Genomic DNA, 21,174 nt, shown 5'->3' on the forward strand with positions numbered 1-21,174 from the left:
CACAATAAAATGGACAAACCAGCTTTAAAAGCCGTTTTTATAACTTTCAACCAGGCATTGACGGAAAAAGTGGAATATATGCTTGACAGAATGGGAATAAGAGGTTATACCCAATGGGAAAATGTTATGGGGAGAGGTTCTGTAGATGGAAACCCACATATGGGAACCCATACATGGCCTGAAATAAACAGTTCAGTACTGACAATTGTCGACGAAAGTAAAGTGAGCAGTCTTTTGGATAATGTTGTCAGACTGGATAATGTGAATAAGGATGTGGGTATTCGTGCATTCGTCTGGGATATAACCCATACAGTATAACCAAAAACCGATAAAATACGTATAAGTAGAACCAGAATAAGCAGCTGTATTCGTGCAGCTGCTTTTTTATGGTACCCCTGTTTTTCAATCCTCAATTGAAAAAATAGCAGCAAAGTCAAATTTATACTAGTGTACGTTGGTTTTATTATAATATTTTGTTTGATCTCACTCTATTTTTGTTCCGGTAAAATGATACTGGAAAAAGGATATGGATAAATCATACACCATATAGTTTAATACAGAAAACTGACATTTTTTTGGATTATTAATAGGTACAGAATAATACAAAAAAGCTTTGGACTTGAGCCCCGGATCTCCTTCCGGGGCTTTTTTATTTGCTTGTGTAAATTTCCGCTTAGGTTGTTGAGATTATAAAAAACCAGTAAAACTGAAAATTTTTTCATCCTCAGGCAACCATTTTTCATTTCAGGACCTCTTAGATATAAACATGGATTAATTTTAACAATATGAGAAAATACAATGTCTTAAGCCTGTTTGTAGTATTAATATTTGCTTTTAATGCCTGCGATGATATGACCGGGGATGGTTTAATGGATGATAAAACAGGCTCTGAATCTGCATATCTTGCTGATGGTATTTCCGGAGGAACTGTTTCTGATGGTTCCGGTAATGGTGATTCATCTCAGGTTGATATTGCTGCCGGCCAGATTACAGCAGGTGAATGGAACGATCTTTCGAACTGGACTTTTTGGGTCAACCTGGGACAGAATGAGGACTATAAAGGAATGCCGGAATACTGGGAATACAACATCAGTACCAGGATCAGTTCAGAAATAAAAACGGCATCCGGTAATCCGGTCATTAATGAAACGGTTCAGCTTTTAGATGAAAATGATAATGTGATTTGGCAAACTAAAACTGATAACCTGGGAATGGCAGAACTTTGGCCCGGCCTTTCGGAATCTGCTGCAGCAATAACAGAAATGAAGATTAAAGTTGCCGGCACTACCATTAATCATATTATAAAGTATTCTGAAGGTATAAATGAGATCGTGCTGAACAATTATCCCAACACAATTACGGGATCAAAAATTGATATCGCCTTTGTTGTTGATGCAACAGGTTCAATGTCTGATGAACTTGAATACCTTAAAGTTGAACTTGTAGATGTAATCGATAGTGTCCGGGAGACAAATGCTGATGCAGTCATTAATACAGGGAGTGTATTTTATCGTGACGAAGGAGATGAATATATTACCAGACAAAGTCCGTTTACTACGGATGTTTTAACAACAGTCAATTTCATTAAAGCACAGTCCGCCGATGGTGGAGGAGATTATCCTGAGGCTGTTCATTCAGCACTGGATAAAGCTGTCCGCAACCTACAGTGGTCTTCAGGTGTGAAATCAAGATTGCTTTTCCTGCTGCTTGATGCTCCTCCGCATCATGAATCAAATGTGATGAGAGAAATGAATGAACTGGTTATTGCTGCTGCGGCTAAAGGGATAAAAATAATACCCATAACGGCAAGTGGTATTGATAAAGAGACGGAGTTTCTGATGCGTTATATGGCTATTGCTACTAATGGTACTTACGTATTTATAACAAACGACAGCGGTATTGGTGGGGAGCATCTGGAAGCTACGGTTGGTGAATACGAGGTTGAATATCTCAATCATCTTATGGTAAGATTAATAAATAAATACTTGGAATAATATTACTTCGTTCAATTCAGTTAAGTGTTTCTGCACTTAAAAATCTGTTTTTTGTTTGAATATTTTAATGAAGCGCGAACCGGTAGGATGACGGGGAGCGCTTCTTTTTTGAATTAATTCTGCTTATTACTCACTTCTAAGATGAACTGTTCATTTCATTCAGTTCATAAAATAAACACTGTTCATTGCTGGGTACTTGGCCCGATATGATCTTTTATTACCTGGTCACCGCATTGCATATTCAGGGGGTATTTTCCGAATTCTTTCCTAGCTTTGGTTTAGCAGTTAAACAATAATGTCTTTTATAAGTATTTGATTATGTGTGTGTAATAAATATGATATGAAATTCTTAAAACTATCAGTTTAATTTCAGGAAGATGTGCATTCATTCAATTTAAAAGAAAAATTTGTTTATAAATGTTAATTTGTTAAATTTATACAAATTTCACCTGTATTGATGATGATTTTGTGCTGTAGGCAACAGATGAATGTTATTGTTTGATTTAGAATAGTTTATAACATATTAGGTAGAGAATTGATTATTTCTGATTGGTTAAATTTTAAAATATTTAAGCAGTTTATTATAAACACACAAAATTAATGATATGTATAAATATGCTTACTTTCTGTTTGTCCTGGTGCTTTTAATAAGTTGCGGGAATCCAAATTCGCGTGAGCAAAATATTGGTGAACTGGTTATTAACAGTGATCTCAGCATTACATTGGATACGGTATTAAATAACCTGCTGGAACCTGAAGATATTTATGTTTCAGGGCACTCAATATTTTATTCTGTTAAGAATAGTGATGAAAAAGAAGAAAACGAAGCTTACAAAATCATGGCTTTTGATGAAGGAACGAAGGAATCAAGACTCGTGTACAGTTCTGCGTTTAAACCATTTGGACTGATTGTAAACGACAGTTGCATGTTCATCTCCGCGATAGAGTCAGAAGGAGTCCCTGATAATGCGAAATTGTTCAGGTATTGCTTTGCTGATAAAAGCCTGAGTCTTATTACGGATAGCCTGGCTGAGCCTTTTGATATTGATACTGACAAGGATGGAAATATTTATGTAGGTGCAATCATAAAGGATAACGAACGTAATCCGCTGATAAAATACAAGGCTCCCGATTATCTTGAGTATGACCGTGAACTTGACGGACACGGGGAAGTGCTGAGCTTTGATTATGGCAACGATTTTATTTGGTTTTCTAATGCCGGAGGAATTGCTAAAACACAGGAGCGCAGTACATGGTCGGTAAGCTTTATTAATGGTGTTACCGGATTGCTGGTTACAGAGAATTTTATCTATTACACCAAATACGATTATAACTTACTTGGAAGAATCAATATGTTTACAGGTGAAAACGAAGTATTGCTGGAAAATATTCTTCGTCCCTATAAAATGACTTACAGCGAAATTAATAATGCTTTATACTTCATAGTTAACGATAACAGCAAGGACCACACATCGAAATTATTGAAACTGGTGGTCGGTGACGACCTTGCAAAACTGTAAGTTTTTAAATAATGTTTCCTGTTTGAATAATCAGGTTTTCAAAGAATTAATGTTTGAAATTAAGGCAATCATAAAAATATTCATTTAATCCGTTAATTATTAACTTAATAAACCAAATGATGAAACGTACTTTACTTATAATGGTAGTCAGCATGATTGTAAGCATAATGCATGCTGAAATAGCTACCATAAAAGACATAAAGGAGAATCCTTCCAAATATAAAGGTGAAGTGGTTACCATAAAGGGACTTGTTACACGTTGGGTTCCCGGTAAGGAAAATACTACCTCACACTACCTTGTTGAGGGAGACTATGGATTTACCATTCAAATCAATACCGCACAGGTATCCCCTGAAACGAATTACAAATACGAAATTACAGGTATCGTTTATATAGAACCGGATACAGGTGAGCCGTTTATCAGTGAACAGGGCAGAACCAACCTGACCTTACCTGCTGCTGCAACTGTTCCTGATGAGAAGTCCGGTGGAAATACGCTTATGATCATTCTGATTGTTGGAGTGATCATTATTATTGCCTTAATTCTCGTCCTCTTATTCCGGAAACCGGGTGGTTCCAAAGCCAAAGGAGAACCTGCTGATATAGATGAAGATTTTCAGACAATCAAACTATCAGCTGCCGGTGATCCTAAAACGTTAAAGTTTATACCGGGCGAATTGAAAATAATATCGGGAACCGATGAAGGTAAAGTGTTTAAAATAGCAGGCTATCCTACACCGGAAGGCAATATTGTAACCATTGGACGGGAAGATATAAAAGGAGAACGGGGATATGCCCATATCAGACTGATGGAAAAAACCATTTCAAGAAAGCAGGCTGAATTAATTGAATCAAATAATACGTTAAAGGTTAAAAATATAAGTAAGACAAATTTGACAATTGTTGATGGAGTGCAGTTACAGCCGGATGAGGAGGTTGAAATTAAACCAAATTCAACCATTAAAACCGGCGAAGTGGAATTTCAATATATTTTATAACTGTTTGAATGTATAATATTGAATTTTCTACATATACTTTCCATGGTCGCAGAGAGTATAATCAGGATTTTATAGCTGCTGAAAGGCTGAATGATCAAACCTGGATTTTTGCTGTGGCTGATGGAATGGGTGGTGCCAACGGGGGTGAATTAGCCAGTTCTGTGGCAGTTAATGCCTTAATTAATCATTTTGATGATAAAAACATCATACTGGATGAAACAAATCTGAAGGATCATCTGGATAAGGCAATTGAAAAGGCTCATGTTGCTATTAATGATGAGATTTCCCGTGACCGTAATCTAAATGGCATGGGAACAACCATTGTTTGTCTTCTGGTTCACAACAACAACTATGTATGGGCATCTATAGGTGACAGCAGAATCTATTATTTTAATGGCAGCGAGAATAAACAACTGACAACAGATCACTCTTATGTTCAGGATTATATGAATGCCAAAGGTGAAAAGTTGCCTAAGGGAATTCTGGATAACTATTCACATATTCTGACAAAGTGTATTGATGGAGGCATGGAAAAGCCGGACTTATTTCCTGTAGGGGCAAACTGCCTGAAATTAAATGAGGGCGAAGGTTTTTTATTGTGCTCAGACGGGTTGCTGACAGACAGGATAAACACCAATGTTAACCTGTTTAAAAACTTTATAATGGGAAGAAAGAACCTGGATGAGTCTGCGAAAAGTCTGGTAGCATATGCCTATGAAATGGGGAGCGATGACAATATTTCGGTGGTTTTGGTCAGAGTTGGTGTAAAGAATATAAAGGAATTGAAACTAAGAGAATTCAGTTTGCCTGCAGATGAATCTGCAGCTAACAGGAATGGCCTGTTAAAACGGATTTTCAACAAGAAGAATAGCTAATGACTGAAGAAACTAAACGGTGTCCGTTTTGTGATGAGCTGATACGAAAGAACGCTATCAAGTGTCGGCATTGTGGTAGCATTATTTCTTCGGATACACTATCTTTTGTCGCAGATAGTCAACCGGATACGCTTGTAAAACAGGTGCTTGGAGAAACATATGAAATTAGTGGTGTTGTCGGATCAGGTGGAATGGCTGTTGTTTTTAAAGCTAACCAAAAAAACCTCCAACGTCCTGTTGCATTAAAAGTTATACATCAGAATTTAATCCATGAAAAGGAATTTGTTGACCGGTTTTTAAGGGAAGCAAGGGTTGGTGCATCCTTAAATCATGATAACATCGTTAAAATTTATGATGTCGGCTCAATCGGTACGGTTCATTATATGGCGATGGAATACCTTGAGGGTGAAACATTAAGGGATATCATTCGAAAAGGTGGAAAGCTTTCTGTTGCTCAAACCATACGGTATATAGTTCCGCTGGCCGAAGCATTGGGATATTTGCACAGTAAAAATCTGGTTCACCGTGACATTAAAACCGCAAACGTTATTGTCACCAAACAAAAGCCCGTATTAACAGATTTCGGAATCGTTTTTGTTCGTGGGGAAACACGTTTAAGTCAGGCGGGAACAGTTGTTGGGACACCTGAATATATGAGTCCTGAACAGGCAACCGGTAAGGTGGAAGTGGATCACAGGGCGGATATTTACAGCCTGGGGGTAATGATTTATGAATGTTTGACGGGGAAGGTGCCATTTCATAGTTCTAATCCCCTGACGACAGTTCATAGTTTGCTGAATGAGCGTCCAAAGGAACCCAAATACCATGAGAAAAGTATTCCAATGTGGCTTAACCGCCTAATACTGGATTGTTTAATCAAAGATCCTGATGAACGTATTCAGGATTGCTCAGTCTTGGTTGAGGCGCTTAAAAACAAAGACTATAAAGGAAATCCGGCCGGTTCTAAGAAGAAACAAAAAGGAAAGAAAGAAACTCACCCTGAGAATTTTGCTACACTTAAAATAGCCGGGGACGAAAGTCAGGTGATAAGCGGTGGTGAGTATAAAGATGATTTCTCGCACAGGAAAAGAAGAAAATGGGTTTTGCCGGTTTCTGTTGTGGTTGCGGTTTTAATCGGGGCTGCAGCATATTTGTATTTTGCCGGAATACCCGGAGTTCTGCCTGAATCAGTGAGTACATCAAAAAAAAACGAAACCAAAACTCCTGAAAAGGAACTGATCGCAAAGGCTCTGGATGAAAAGGAAAAGCAGACCGAAGTATCAGCTGCCAATGTAATACCTGCTTCAACAGCAGAACAACCTGTTGTACAGAATTCAGATCCTGCTGGTACAGATAAAACTGCAGAGCAAGGTAAAGACAATATACCGGCTCTGAGTGCTGAGGAAATTAAGAAAATTAAAGATGAAGAAGCTGCTAAGATAAGAAATGAACTGGCGGAGAAGGCAAGACAAGACGAAGAAGCGAACCGTTTAAAACTAGCGGCAGAAGAGAAAGCCAGACAGGAAGCTGCTGAAACAGAGCGGCAGAAAAGCGAAGCGGATGCCAGACGGAAAGCAGAACAAAGAACTATATTGAGCAACGATCAGCTTTCTATGCTCAATAATATGGGAATACCGCTAGTGTTGATAAAGGGACCCAACGGGAATTATTATGTGGGCAAATATGAAGTTACCCAGAAGCTTTGGCAAAGCATTATGGGAAATAATCCAAGCGTAAACAAAGGACAGGATAACCCGGTGGAAAATGTCAGCAAGTTCGATATTCTGAACTTTCTGACGAAATTAAAATTACAGACTTCTATGGATTTTCGGCTGCCTACAGTCGATGAGTGGAGTTTTGCGGCAAGAGCCAATGGTTCATTTAAGTACAGTGGCAGCAATACACTCGGAGATTTTGGATGGTATGAAGGAAATACCAATATGGCATCTACCAAGCCTGTTGGTCAGAAAAATCCGAATGCTTTTGGTCTGTACGATATGTCGGGAAACGTAGCAGAGATGTGCGCGGATGGCAGTGTAAAAGGCGGAAGTTATGTGAGTCCGTCTAACCAGTGTGAATTAAACTATGCCGAGAGTTGGGATCCTGATAAAAAAGACTGGACAACAGGTTTCCGCGTTTTATTAAGGTATGAACGGAAATAAAAAATTAATAACAATGAGAATTTATACAATTAGTTTATTCCTTTTTATTCTTAGTGGATTGCAGTTTGTGTCAGCACAGGAAACAGGGACATTAATAATTGACAGCGACTCAAGTTATTTGCCGGTAATAATAAACGGCAGGGAAACAGGATTGTTTACTCCGTATAATGAGGAAATGGAAACGGGAGAATATGCGATTGAAATAAAGTTCTCTCCGCTTTTTTCATTCCGAGATACCGTTGTGGTAACAGCAAATCAGGTGACAAGAGTATTCGAAAATAAGCCACAGACATCAGGAAACCTTTTGATTAGCAGCATGCCAACTGAATCATCAGTGTATATCGGAGAAAAGTTGCTGGGTAAAACACCATTGGCTTTAAAGGATATTTCACCGGGAGATTACAGATTTGTGGTAAAAAAAGAAAATTATAACGATGCTGTTGTAAATGTCAGTGTCGGGAATAGCGAACTCGCTAAAGCTTTTGCTGAATTGACAGCCGGTTACGGAACCATTAGTATCCTGGCAAATCCGGAAGCGGACATATATATTGATGATAATTTTGAGGGCACAAAAATGTACAACGGACGCTTGTCCACCGGATCACATGTTATTGAAGTGCGTAAGGAAAGTTTTGACCCGCAGGTTAAAGTTATTGAGGTAGAGGAAGGAAAAGCTTATCGTGAGTTTTTTCAGCTGCAACAGGTATTCGGAAAGATTTCAATAACTACAAATCCTTCACTGGCTGAAGTTTATCTGGATGGAAAGATGGTCGGTTTTTCATCCATGATACTGGATTCAGTTGGGGTTGGAGACCATACTCTTAGACTGGTAAAGGATGGCTATCTGACGCTTGAAAAAAATATTGAGGTAGTAAAGAATAAAACAAATTATATTGGGGAGGAATTAAAAAGTGGTTTTATTGTTGTAACGGAACCGGCAAAAGCAAAAATTTACCTGGATGGAGAATATGTGGGATTGAGTCCTAAGTTTCTTGTAGATATGGACCCCGGAAAACATGAAATTCAAATTGAAAAAGAAGAATATCCCGTTATCCGAAAAGAGGTAGTATTTAAAAAGAATACTGCAGACAGCATTAATGTGGTTCTGGAACAGGGGTTTCTTGTCTCTTCAAATCCTGAAGACGCCAAAGTGTATATGGATGGTGCTCTTTCAGGAAGCACACCACTTTTGTTAAAAGGACTGGAAGGAAAGCATCAGTTCATTATTAAAAAGGACGATTTTGCCGATGAAACATTTGACATTGATTTTGCAGCAACAGATACACTGAATTATCATGTTGATTTAATGCCTGGATGTAAGGTAAATATTTTAACAAACTCGGCGGATGCTGAAATATGGATTGGAGATGAAATGGTGGGTAACGGAAGCGTGTCACTTCCTCTGGCACAGGGAGAACACAAGCTTGCGTTTAAAAACAGTAAATACTTTAATGATTTTGAAAAAGTAATTACCGTGAAAGAAAACGGTCAGGTTGAACAGATCGATCTGCCCTCAAAAATGTGTAGCATTACCGTTATATCAAAACCCAAGAAAGGAACCGTTTTGCTCGACAGTACCTTGAAGTTCAACTCCAACGAGAAGACTGTATTAATGGGCGGAGCATATGACCTAAAGCTTAAGGCAAAGGGCTTTAAAACAATTGAGGATAAAATTACGGTGGAAAAAGCGGATCAGAAATTTGAATACCTGATGGAACCTTTGCATTACAGAAGCAAGGGAACGGCTGTATTGCTTACGATGATCTGGCCTGGTGCCGGGAGATCTTATTTAACCCGTGGGGAATCGTCAGCAATAGGAGGATTTCTGTTTTATGGTTTGGGTGCCGGATCCTATTTTACAAATGAGAAATCCATGGATCTGTCGGATGAAGCTGCAGAAGCCATGCTTCAAAATGATTATGCGGAACATGACAGGTTGATGCAGGAATCGGATGATTATAAATTATACTCCGATATCATGTTATATACGGCAGTTGGCGTATGGGGCATAAATATGATTCGTACCCTGGCAACACCATCAGAGAAGAAAAGATACGAAAAGCTGAAGATGACCGGGTATTATAATCCAAGGAATCAAACGACTAATATTGGATTAGTTTATAAATTCTAAGTTAAACATATAGAGATAAAAGTCCGCTTTAAACTGAAGCGGACTTTTTGTTTTTAGCCACCTTTGCTACCCCGAGATTCGTCATTGTTTGTTAATAAATTCAATTTTGTAGCTCTGTTATTAAGATTGCTTTTTGTATTTTTGCGGCACAAAGCAGAAACAGGAACATCATGATACTCTTTTTTCAGTCTCCCGACAAAAAAATCATTGCTACAGAAGTTAGTAATCCCCTCTCAGCGGAAAATATCAGTAAATTGTCATGGCTCTATTCAGGAGCCGTTTTTGTTGATACTGATGCCATGAACGGATGGTATGTAGGACCACGTAAAGAGATGATTACACCGTGGAGTACCAATGCGGTTGAAATAACCCAAAACATGGGCATTGAAGGCATTGGTCGGATTGAGGAATACTTTCCGGTAAGCAGTGAGGATGCAGAACACGATCCGATGTTGCAGCGTATGTATAACGGGTTGAACCAAACCATTTTTACCATCAGTAAAAAGCCTGATCCCATTGTGTATATCGAGGATATTACCTCATACAACGAGCAGGAAGGATTGGCTTTGAGTGCAGACGAAATAGAGTATCTGGAAGATGTAAGTAAAAATATCGGACGAAAACTGACGGACAGTGAAGTCTTCGGATTTTCGCAGGTAAACTCGGAACACTGCCGTCATAAAATATTTAACGGAACCTTTATTATTGATGGAAAGGAAATGGATAGCTCCCTGTTTCAGCTGATAAAGAGAACATCAAAGGAGAATCCTAATTTTATCATTTCAGCATATAAAGATAATGTAGCTTTTCTGGAAGGGCCTGTTATCGAGCAGTTTGCACCGGAATCGCAGGATAAGCCTGACTTTTTTGCCGTAAAGGATTATGAAAGTGTTATTTCCATAAAGGCTGAAACACATAACTTCCCTACTACAGTTGAACCATTCAACGGCGCATCAACGGGGTCTGGAGGTGAGATCCGGGACCGTTTAGGTGGCGGAATCGGTAGTTTGCCAATAGCTGGTACTGCGGTTTATATGACTTCTTATGCCAGAACCGAAGAAGGCCGGAACTGGGAAGATGCCACAGAGCCCAGACCCTGGCTCTATCAAACGCCGGAGCAAATTCTGATCAAGGCATCCAACGGTGCATCAGATTTTGGTAATAAGTTCGGGCAACCACTGATCTGTGGTTCATTGCTCACCTTTGAACACTTCGAAAACGCCAAAAAGTTTGGTTACGATAAAGTCATCATGCTGGCTGGTGGTGTTGGCTATGCTAAAAAAGCCGATGCGTTGAAAGGGCATCCGAAAAAGGGCGATAAAGTGGTATTGCTGGGCGGCGACAACTATCGTATCGGTATGGGAGGAGGTGCTGTATCTTCTGTTGATACAGGCCATTATGCCAATGCGGTTGAGCTGAACGCGGTGCAACGGGCTAACCCTGAAATGCAGAAACGTGCTGCCAATGTGATCCGTGCCTTATGTGAGGATGAAAAAAATCCGATCGTTTCAATTCACGATCACGGTGCCGGCGGACACCTGAACAGCCTCTCGGAATTACTGGAGGAAACAGGTGGTGTAATTAATATGGATAAACTACCTGTTGGTGATCCAACCCTGTCTGCCAAGGAAATAATTGGAAACGAGTCGCAGGAACGTATGGGAATGATCCTAAATACCGAAAACATTGATTACGTCTATAAAATTGCGGAACGTGAACGCTCACCGATGTACGTTGTTGGTGAGGCAACCGGCGATCACATGTTTATATTCAAACAGGCCGATGGTATAAAACCAATTGATATTCAGCTGGAATATATGTTTGGTAAACCACCTCGCACTTACATGAAAGATGTGACTGTTGACGAGACCTACAATGATGTAAAATACAATATTAAGGACTTACACGAATATCTTGAGCAGGTGCTGCAGCTGGAAGGCGTGGCCTGCAAAGACTGGCTAACCAATAAAGTTGACCGGTCGGTAACCGGAAAAGTTGCCAAACAGCAGACTGCCGGTGAAATTCAGTTGCCATTGAACGATCTGGGTGTTGTCGCTCTGGACTACAAGGGTAAATCAGGAATCGCATCTTCGATAGGGCATGCGCCTCAAGCTGCAATGATAGATCCTGCTGCCGGTTCTGTACTGGCTGTAGCTGAATCGTTGACCAACATTGTTTGGGCTCCGTTAAAAGATCATCTGAAGAGTGTAAGCCTGAGTGCCAACTGGATGTGGCCCTGTAAGAATGAGGGAGAAGATGCCCGCTTATATAAGGCAGTAGAAGCTATCAGCGACTTTTGTGTGGATTTGGGCATCAATGTCCCAACCGGTAAAGATTCCATGTCGATGACCCAAAAATACGGGGACGAAAAAGTATTGTCACCGGGAACGGTTATTATTTCAGCAGGAGGAGAGGTCAGCGATGTGAAAAAGGTTGTGAGTCCTGTCATCAGCAACGATCCTGAAAAGCCGGTGTATTACATAGACTTTTCGTTTGATAAATTTAAGCTGGGTGGATCTGCTTTTGCTCAGGCTTTGAACCGTATCGGAAAAGAAGTTCCGACGGTAAAGGACAGCGATTATTTTATTAAAGCATTTAATGCAGTTCAAAAACTGGTGGAAGAGGAGTTGATCGTTGCGGGACACGATATTTCTGCCGGTGGTATGATAACAGCCTTACTCGAAATGTGTTTTGCCAACACAGAAGGTGGCCTTGAAGTCAGCCTGGATGAGATAGATGAGGATGATCTGATAAAAATATTATTTGCAGAGAACCCCGGAATTCTGGTTCAGGTTACAGATAAAAACAAAGTAGATGACATTTTAAATGAAGCCGGCATTGCGTTTACTGAAATTGCTAAACCAACAGATGAACGTCATGTTCTGGTTGAGAAAGATGGAGAAATCTATCAGTTTGGCATTGATTATATGCGTGATATCTGGTATAAATCATCCTACCTGTTGGATCGCAAACAGAGTGGCGATAAGTGTGCTGCAGATCGTTTTAACAATTACAAGACGCAGCCGCTTGAAATTAATTTTGATGCATCATTTACTGGTAAATTTGAAAGCATTGGTGTTGATCCGAACCGGCGCAACCGGTCTGGTGTTAAAGCTGCTATTATCAGGGAAAAAGGTGTCAACGGTGACCGTGAAATGGCCTATTCCATGTATCTGGCAGGCTTTGATGTGAAAGATGTGCATATGACAGACCTCATCACGGGAAGGGAAACACTGGAAGATGTGAACTTCATTGTTTTTGTCGGCGGATTCTCAAACTCAGATGTGTTAGGATCAGCCAAAGGATGGGCCGGCGCTTTCCTTTATAATCCAAAAGCCAAGGAAGCACTGGATAAATTCTACGCACGCAAGGATACACTTAGTCTCGGAATCTGTAATGGCTGTCAGCTAATGATGGAGCTTGGATTAGTTTATCCTGATCATGATGTGAAACCTAAAATGGAACACAACATATCGCATAAATTTGAGAGTTCCTTCCTGACCATGAAGATAGAAAACAATGAGTCGGTGATGCTGAAAACATTGGCCGGAAGTCAGCTTGGTGTTTGGGTCGCACACGGTGAAGGTAAGTTTGCCATGCCAAAACCAGAGAATGCTTATAACATTGCAGGTAAATATTTATACAATGATTATCCGGGTAATCCAAACGGTTCTGATTTTGCCACAGCAGCAGTTTGTTCTGACAATGGCCGTCACCTGGCCATGATGCCACATCTGGAACGCGCCATCTTCCCGTGGCAGTGGGCGCATTATCCTGCTGACCGAAAAGGCGATGCATACACACCCTGGCTCGAAGCGTTTGTGAACGCCAGAAAGTGGGTGGAAGAACAGAATTAACAAGGGCTTCACTTAAAGCGAAACCCTCGCTAAAGATATAAAAAAGCGATCCAACCGGGTCGCTTTTTTATTGTCCGATACGAATGTGTCGATATTGTAGAGACGCGATTAATCGCGTCTCTACAATATTTTTCTTATTGTTGAAAATCCATTAATCGCACTTTCACTTCGCGAGATATCATTTGCTGCACTCACCCCTGGCCCCTAAAGGGGAAATCCTGAATTCAACGTTAGCTTGGCTCAAAGTCACTCGCTCACTTAGCGAAGGTTGGACTCCCATCGGAGTCCTATGTTTGTAGCAACGACGAATGCTACAAACATGTGACCCCATCCGGGGTCATACCTGATGAGATTTGAATAAAGCGATCTGAAATGTAGATTTAATCTCAAAAGCACAACTTATAATGTAGTTTTTGTAAGAAAAATCGGGAGATCCCTTTAGGGAACCAAAGGGTATGGGGTGGATAAATGAGCACGATTTCAAATCAGCTGATGTGTAGATATAGCCCGGTACGGGCGACAATATGGTAGAAAAGAATTCCCGGCCCAAACGGAGCTCCGGCGGAGCGAAAGAATCCTGAATTAATGAAGGCTTATCTTAAGCAAAAAGGAGGTGGATTCAGCCCGCAGGTCTGGAGACGGTTGTTTTTTCTTTCGCCCTTATGGGGCTCCAATTAAATATCCGGTCTAAACGTTCTTAAATGTAGTTTTTGTAAGAAAAATCGGGAGATCCCTTTAGGGAACCAAAGGGTATGGGGTGGATAAATGAGCACGATTTCAAATCAGCTGATGTGTAGATATAGCCCGGTACGGGCGACAGTATGGTAGAAAAAGAATTCCCAATCTAAACGGAGCTCCGGCGGAGCGACAGAATTTGGGTTTAACGAGAGTTTCACTATGAGTGAGGCCCTCGCTGGAAATATTAAAACGATCTTTTAGGGGCGTTTGTTTCATTGTCCGGTTTGACAGTATCTCATTGTAGAGACGCGATTAATCGCGTCTCTACAATGAGAATAAAGATATATTGAATTGTTATCAATTTTAAATTTATTACTTTTGCACATCTTGAAAACAAGGACAAAAAAGAACTATGAATATTTCGTATAACTGGCTTAAAAGCTACATCAACACAGATTTAGACGTTCACAAATTATCCCGTATTTTAACCGATATCGGACTGGAGGTAGGTAGTGTGGAAGAGGTGGAATCTGTGAAGGGTGGACTGAAAGGTATTGTGGTTGGTGAGGTACTGACCTGTGAAAAACATCCCAATGCCGATAAATTAAGCCGTACTGCAGTGAATGTTGGTACAGGTGAGCCTTTACCCATTGTATGTGGTGCACCGAATGTGGCTGCCGGGCAGAAGGTGATTGTTGCAACGGTTGGTACAACCCTTTTTATGGGTGATGACAGTTTTACGATTAAGAAAGCAAAAATACGGGGTGAGGTATCTGAAGGGATGATCTGTGCAGAGGATGAAGTCGGTTTGGGCAGTTCTCACGACGGCATCATGGTACTGGATCCCGAAGCGGTTCCGGGAACTTTGGCCAGCGATTACTTCAAGGTGGAATCAGACTATATGATTGAGGTTGATCTGACGCCAAACCGTATAGATGCCGGTTCGCACATTGGTGTGGCGCGTGACCTGGCTGCCTATCTGCAACAGGAAAGCAAAGATATTAAAGTCAACTGGCCATCTGTGGATGGATTTAAGGTCGACAATACAAATTATACACTGGATGTTAGCGTTGCGAATCATGAAGCGTGTCCTCGATACAGTGGCGTAACTATTTCGGGTCTCACCGTTAAAGAATCTCCGGACTGGTTAAAGAAACGCCTCGTTTCTATCGGCATGAACCCGATCAACAATGTGGTTGATGTGACCAACTTTGTATTGCATGAACTGGGACAACCTTTACATGCCTTTGACGGGGATAAAATTGCGGGTAATAAAATAGTGGTCAGAACACTTGCAGACGGTACAAAATTTACAACACTCGATGAACTGGATCGTGAGATGAGTGATCAGGACCTGATGATCTGTAATGAAACGGAGGGAATGTGTATCGGTGGTGTATTTGGTGGTCTGGATTCAGGTGTAACCGAAAGCACAACTAAAATATTTCTTGAAAGTGCCTACTTTAATCCGGTTTGGGTGCGTAAGACCGCACGTCGACATCAGATTAGTACCGACAGTTCTTTCCGTTTTGAGCGGGGAATTGATCCGGCCGGAACAGTGTATGCACTGAAACGGGCTGCCATGCTGATAAAGGAAGTGGCCGGTGGTGAGATCAGTTCTGAGGTCGTGGATATCTATCCTGAACCGGTAAAACCTTTTGAGGTGGAATTTTCGGTGTCCAGGACACAAAAAATCATAGATAAAAATCTGACTAAAGAGATTATTCTGAATATCCTCAATAGTCTTGAAATAAAGGTAGCAGAAGACAAAGGTGATATTCTGAAACTTGAAGTGCCGACCTATCGGGTGGATGTTCAGAGGGAAGCTGATGTGATGGAGGATATCCTCAGGATCTATGGCTATAACAAGGTTGAATTATCCGATACGGTACACTCAACCATTTCATATGCCAAAAAGCCTGATGATCATCGGGTGAAAAACATGGTAGGTGATTTACTTTCAGCCCAGGGTTTTTACGAAATTATGAATAATTCGCTTACCAAAGCGTCTTATTATGAAGGTCTGGAAACCTTTAAGCCGGAGCATCTTGTTGAGATACTGAATCCTTTGAGCATAGATTTGAATGCCATGAGACAGACACTCTTATTTGGTGTGCTTGAATCTGTGGTATATAATCAGAACAGAAGAAACAGTGATCTGAAACTGTATGAATTCGGAAACTGCTATTATTTTGATAAAAAAGAAGATTTAAAGGATGGCGTTGCTTTGGCAGCATATTCCGAGGTACAGCATCTGGCGCTTGCTATTACGGGTTTCGGATCAAGAGAAACATGGAATCAGGCTCAGAAAGAAATGGATTTCTACGACCTGAAAGCGTATGTGCTTAATGCATTGAAAAAATTGGGTATTCATTCCGGTTCATTGATTGGAGGCGAGGTGGAAGACGATGATTTGCTTGATTATGGCATGACATATCTGACCCGGAAAGGCGATACGCTGGTGTATTTTGGTAAGGTGGCCAAAAAATTACAGAAACAGTTTGACATTGATAATGAAGTTTACTATGCCGACTTCAACTGGGACGTGGTTCTGAAAGAAATAAAGGAGGTAACCACAGCTTATAAAGAGATCAGTAAATACCAGGAAGTACGACGTGATCTGGCGCTGTTACTGGATAAAACTACACGGTTTGAGGAAGTTGAAAAGATAGCCTATAAAACAGAGTCAAATTTGTTAAAGGAAGTGTCCCTGTTCGATGTATATGAAGGAAAGAATTTGCCAAACGGTAAAAAATCGTACGCGGTAAGTTTTATTCTTCAGGATGAGAACAAAACATTGAAAGATAAAGATATAGATAAAATTATGCACCGTCTGATAAAAGCCTACGAACATCAGCTGGATGCACAGTTACGATAATTTTCAAACGATCAGAGTAAAAAGATGGAGAACGTTCAGGTTCAGTTAAAGAAAGCTGTAACAGAAGCACTGGCAACATTATATCAGTTGGAACAGGAGGTTGAATCCGTTCAATTTCAGCAGACCCGGAAAGATTTTGAAGGTGATTTAACACTGGTTGTTTTTCCCTATTTAAAAGCATCAAAAAAGAAACCACAGGATACTGCAGAAGAAATAGGGTCTTACCTTAAAGAACAAGGTTTTATTTCAGATTTCAATGTGGTGAATGGTTTTTTGAACCTGTTGCTTGGGGAAGAAAAGCTGATTGAACAATTGAATACCATTGCAGCTACTGAGAACTATGGTCTTAAAGCAGTAAATGAAGATTCTCCGCTGGTGATGATTGAATATTCATCGCCAAATACCAATAAGCCGCTTCACCTGGGACATATCCGCAATAATCTGTTGGGATTTTCATTGGCTAAAGTCATGGAAGCCAATGGTAATAAAGTGGTTAAAACCAATATTGTTAACGACAGGGGTATTCACATTTGTAAATCCATGCTGGCCTGGCAAAAATGGGGTGAAGGTGAAACACCGGAATCAACGGGTATGAAAGGCGACCATCTGATTGGTAAATACTATGTGAAGTTCGATCAGGAATATAAAAAGGAACTGGCAGAGCTGCAGGCTCAGGGCAAGACAAAAGAAGAAGCGGAGAAAGCTTCGGTGTTGATGTCTGAAGCCCGTGAGATGCTGCGGAAGTGGGAAGCAAAAGACGACGAAGTATATACGCTTTGGGAAACCATGAACAGTTGGGTTTATGCCGGTTTTGATGAAACCTATAAGGCGCTGGGTGTGGCTTTTGATAAAATTTACTACGAGTCGGATACCTACCTTGAAGGCAAAGAGAAAGTATTGGAAGGCCTTGAAAAAGGTGTATTTTACCGCCGGGATGACGGCTCCGTATGGGCAGATCTTACGAAAGACGGACTGGATGAAAAAATACTTCTGAGAAGCGATGGCACCTCAGTCTATATGACCCAGGATATCGGAACGGCAAAACTGCGCTATGAGGACTTCGACATCGACAAGATGATTTACGTGGTAGGTAATGAACAGAATTACCATTTCCAGGTCTTATCTATTTTGTTGGACAAGCTGGGTTTTGAATGGGGTAAGGATTTGGTTCATTTCTCTTACGGCATGGTGGAACTGCCTGAAGGAAAAATGAAATCCCGTGAAGGTACAGTGGTTGATGCGGATGATCTGATTAAGGATATGACCAATACAGCCAGGGAAGTTTCTCTCGAACTGGGAAAACTGGAAGGTTTTTCTGATGAGGAAGCAGCAAACATTTTTCGAATTGTTGCATTGGGAGCTCTGAAATACTTTATTTTAAAAGTTGATCCGCGCAAAAACATGACCTTTAATCCAAAGGAATCCATTGATTTTAATGGGAATACAGGCCCGTTCATACAATATACCTATGCCAGGATTCAGTCTGTATTACGTAAAGCAGCAGATACCGGAATTACAGTTACCGGTAAAGCAGATCCGGATATTGAAATGAATGAAAAAGAGAGCATCGTAATCAAGCGCTTATCCAATTTTCCACAGGTGGTGAAAAGTGCCGGAGATAATTACAGTCCTGCGTTAATTGCCAATTATGCGTATGAGCTGGTTAAAGAATACAACCAGTTTTATCACGACTGTACCATTCTGGGTGAAGACGATGAAAAGAAAAAGCAGCTTCGCCTACTGATTTCAAAAACAACAGGCGAAACGGTTGAAACGGCGTTAAGTCTGCTTGGAATTGAAGTACCTGAACGAATGTAAACGGCGTATAATGAAACATGAAGGCTTATGATTGAAAAAAAGGTTTCTGATAAACTTCATATTCAAAAGTATCATGTTTCAGAGTTGGCTGAATTTGTCTCAGGAGAATTTTATATCGATCTGAACGTTAAGCCAATTTCACCGCAACGTGTACAATCTTATATTCATAATCCCAGGTCCGTTAAAGATCATATTTCTTTATATCTTTTAATTTCTGAAAAGCGACTCATTGCATTTAGGACCGTTTTTGCGGATCAGATGGTTCTGGGAAAAAAGCTTTACAACTTTGGCTGGTGCAGCGGAAACTGGGTGGATCCGGATGAAAGAAGAAATGGATATTCTGATCTGCTGCTTCGGGAAATGTATGAAGATTGGGAAGGCCGGCTGATGTATACCAATTATGCTGATGCCGCTCACAGATTATTCAATAAAACGGGTCAGTTTAAGTTATTAAGTCAAAGAACCGGAGCTCGTTTTTACGGTAATATTGATGTAAAAACATTCACCAGCGGAAGAGAAGAATATAAGCTTGTCCATGCTTTTTCATTTCTTATTGATCCATTTATTACGTCCTATGCAAAAATAAAAGCACGATTGTTTTCCAAATATGACCTGAGTGCTTATTCGGTTTATCAGGATTCTTCACCAACTATATCATTTCTCAATAACTGTATGGATACCATTTCACCCTTAAAAAGAGCGGTGAAGGAATTTAAGTGGATTTTTAATTATCCATGGGTATCAACGGATAAATCAGATAGAATCAATTATCCGTTTACATCCTGTCTTGATTCTTTTGAATACCTTTTCGTCACATTGGTTCACAAGGTATCAGGAGAAGAAACCAGATTAATTCTTTCCCGTCAAAAGGGCAATTTGAAATTTTTATACCGATTTGGGAGTGTGGCTCCGGATGCCATGGCAGAGTTTCTGATGAATTATTGTGCTGAACACAAAATCAAAACATTAACGGTTCTGGATTCGGAATTGGCAGAAAAACTTAAATCTTTGAAATCTCCTTTTATAAAGCACCGTCTGTTTAGTATGAATATATATGCTTCATTTACGGATAATGAAAATGCCGGATTAACGTTTCAGGATGGTGATGGCGACGTGGTATTTACCTGAACCTATAACGAACAGTCGTGACGGTAATAGCGCGGTGATTTGACAAAACCCAGTTCTTTCATAACGTCTTTCTTTTTCTCTTCCGGTGTGTGATAAATGGTCTCACAGCGATCCGAGCAACATCCGTCGTGTTTGGTTTTGCATTCCTCGCATTGAATAAACAGAAGGTTACAATGTGAATTTTTACAATTGGTATGGGTATCGCAGGGTTTGCCACACTGATGGCAATGCGCGATGATCTCATCTGAAATCCGTTCTCCAAGTCGCTTGTCGAATACAAAGTTTTTGCCTTTGAATTTGTTCTCCAGGTTGTTGTGATTCACCTGTCGGGTGTATTCAATGACACCACCATACAATTGATTGACATGTTTAAATCCGTGATGTTTCAGGTAGGCACTGGTCTTTTCACACCGTACACCACCGGTACAGTAAAGAAGTACAGGTTTGTCCTCATTACCTTTCAGCATGCTCAGCACTTCCGGTAACTCATCACGGAACGTTTCAGCCTGTGGTAACTTTGCACCCTGAAAATGACCGATTTCACTCTCGTAGTAATTGCGCATATCCACGACCAAAGCACCTTCTTCAATCTTCCGGTTCCACTCTTCAGCAGTCAGGTGTTTTCCAACGTTGGTCACGTCATAATCTTCCGGTTTCAGACCATCAGCTACGATTTGTCGTCTGACTTTGACCGATAATTTAATAAACGATTTGCCATCATCTTCAATCGCAAACTTAAAAGGAACATCCCTGAATTCCGGGATGGTGTAGAGGTGTGACTTAAAGGCTTCAAAATTATGTTCCGGTATATTCATCTGTGCATTGATCCCTTCTTTTGCTACATATATACGACCCAGACAACCAAGTTCATTCCATGTTTTAAACAGGAGGTTACGCATCTCCATGGGATCTTCCAGAATAACATAACGGTAAAACGAAATGGTTGTACGTTTGAATGTTTCGCTGTTCAGACGTTTAAGCAACTGTTCACGCCCGAGTTTATTGATGAGTTTTAATTTGCCTCCGTACGGATCCATAATCAGAAAATTTGTCTGCAAAAATAATTGATTAATTTATTTAGAACAAATTAAAATAATAGCATAGATATTCACCGGGTGATTATTTAAATATCGTT

Annotated in this window: 12 protein-coding genes; 11 read left to right on the top strand and 1 reads right to left on the bottom strand. The window is 40.4% G+C overall.

Annotated features, from left to right (window positions below):
* Positions 1 to 9: 9 nt before the first annotated feature.
* The 11 genes from ACE1EF_RS01330 (at position 10) to ACE1EF_RS01380 (ending at position 20,039) form a co-directional block, all read left to right on the top strand.
* A complete protein-coding gene (locus ACE1EF_RS01330) occupies positions 10 to 318 on the top strand; it encodes a PG0541 family transporter-associated protein (RefSeq protein WP_375718799.1) in 309 nt (102 codons plus the stop codon).
* 467 nt (positions 319 to 785) lie between these two features.
* The gene (locus tag ACE1EF_RS01335) at positions 786 to 1,994 is read left to right on the top strand and encodes a VWA domain-containing protein (protein WP_375718800.1); all 1,209 of its coding nucleotides are present in this window, start codon (positions 786 to 788) and stop codon (positions 1,992 to 1,994) included.
* A 605-nt stretch (positions 1,995 to 2,599) separates the two neighbouring features.
* Complete coding sequence (locus ACE1EF_RS01340; protein ID WP_375718801.1) at positions 2,600 to 3,514, top strand: hypothetical protein; 915 nt, start codon at positions 2,600 to 2,602, stop codon at positions 3,512 to 3,514.
* Positions 3,515 to 3,630: 116 nt separating this feature from the next.
* Complete coding sequence (locus ACE1EF_RS01345) at positions 3,631 to 4,512, top strand: FHA domain-containing protein (RefSeq protein WP_375718802.1); 882 nt, start codon at positions 3,631 to 3,633, stop codon at positions 4,510 to 4,512.
* Positions 4,513 to 4,520: 8 nt separating this feature from the next.
* On the top strand, positions 4,521 to 5,387 hold the full coding sequence (locus tag ACE1EF_RS01350; protein ID WP_375718803.1) for a PP2C family protein-serine/threonine phosphatase: 867 nt from the start codon (positions 4,521 to 4,523) through the stop codon (positions 5,385 to 5,387).
* Positions 5,387 to 7,549 (top strand): protein kinase domain-containing protein, encoded by a 2,163-nt coding sequence (locus tag ACE1EF_RS01355; protein WP_375718804.1) that lies wholly within the window; start codon positions 5,387 to 5,389, stop codon positions 7,547 to 7,549. Before ACE1EF_RS01350 ends, ACE1EF_RS01355 begins: the two co-directional genes overlap by 1 nt.
* A gap of 13 nt (positions 7,550 to 7,562) precedes the next feature.
* A complete protein-coding gene (locus ACE1EF_RS01360) occupies positions 7,563 to 9,680 on the top strand; it encodes a PEGA domain-containing protein (protein WP_375718805.1) in 2,118 nt (705 codons plus the stop codon).
* Between the two features lie 170 nt (positions 9,681 to 9,850).
* Positions 9,851 to 13,537 carry a phosphoribosylformylglycinamidine synthase gene (gene purL / locus ACE1EF_RS01365; RefSeq protein WP_375718806.1) on the top strand — a complete coding sequence of 1,229 codons (3,687 nt, stop codon included), beginning with the start codon at positions 9,851 to 9,853 and terminating at the stop codon, positions 13,535 to 13,537.
* A 1,090-nt stretch (positions 13,538 to 14,627) separates the two neighbouring features.
* A complete protein-coding gene (pheT, locus tag ACE1EF_RS01370; protein WP_375718807.1) occupies positions 14,628 to 17,093 on the top strand; it encodes a phenylalanine--tRNA ligase subunit beta in 2,466 nt (821 codons plus the stop codon).
* A 24-nt stretch (positions 17,094 to 17,117) separates the two neighbouring features.
* Complete coding sequence (gene argS, locus ACE1EF_RS01375) at positions 17,118 to 18,911, top strand: arginine--tRNA ligase (RefSeq protein WP_375718808.1); 1,794 nt, start codon at positions 17,118 to 17,120, stop codon at positions 18,909 to 18,911.
* A gap of 27 nt (positions 18,912 to 18,938) precedes the next feature.
* Positions 18,939 to 20,039, top strand: a complete 1,101-nt coding sequence (locus tag ACE1EF_RS01380) for a hypothetical protein (RefSeq protein ID WP_375718809.1) — start codon at positions 18,939 to 18,941, stop codon at positions 20,037 to 20,039.
* A 2-nt stretch (positions 20,040 to 20,041) separates the two neighbouring features.
* Here ACE1EF_RS01380 and trhO read toward each other — a convergent pair whose 3' ends face one another.
* Complete coding sequence (gene trhO, locus ACE1EF_RS01385) at positions 20,042 to 21,076, bottom strand: oxygen-dependent tRNA uridine(34) hydroxylase TrhO (protein ID WP_375718810.1); 1,035 nt, start codon at positions 21,074 to 21,076, stop codon at positions 20,042 to 20,044.
* Positions 21,077 to 21,174: the final 98 nt, after the last annotated feature.

Source organism: Quyinboa sediminis, from assembly GCF_042219855.1.
GTDB lineage: Bacteria > Bacteroidota > Bacteroidia > Bacteroidales > UBA5342 > JBHJHP01.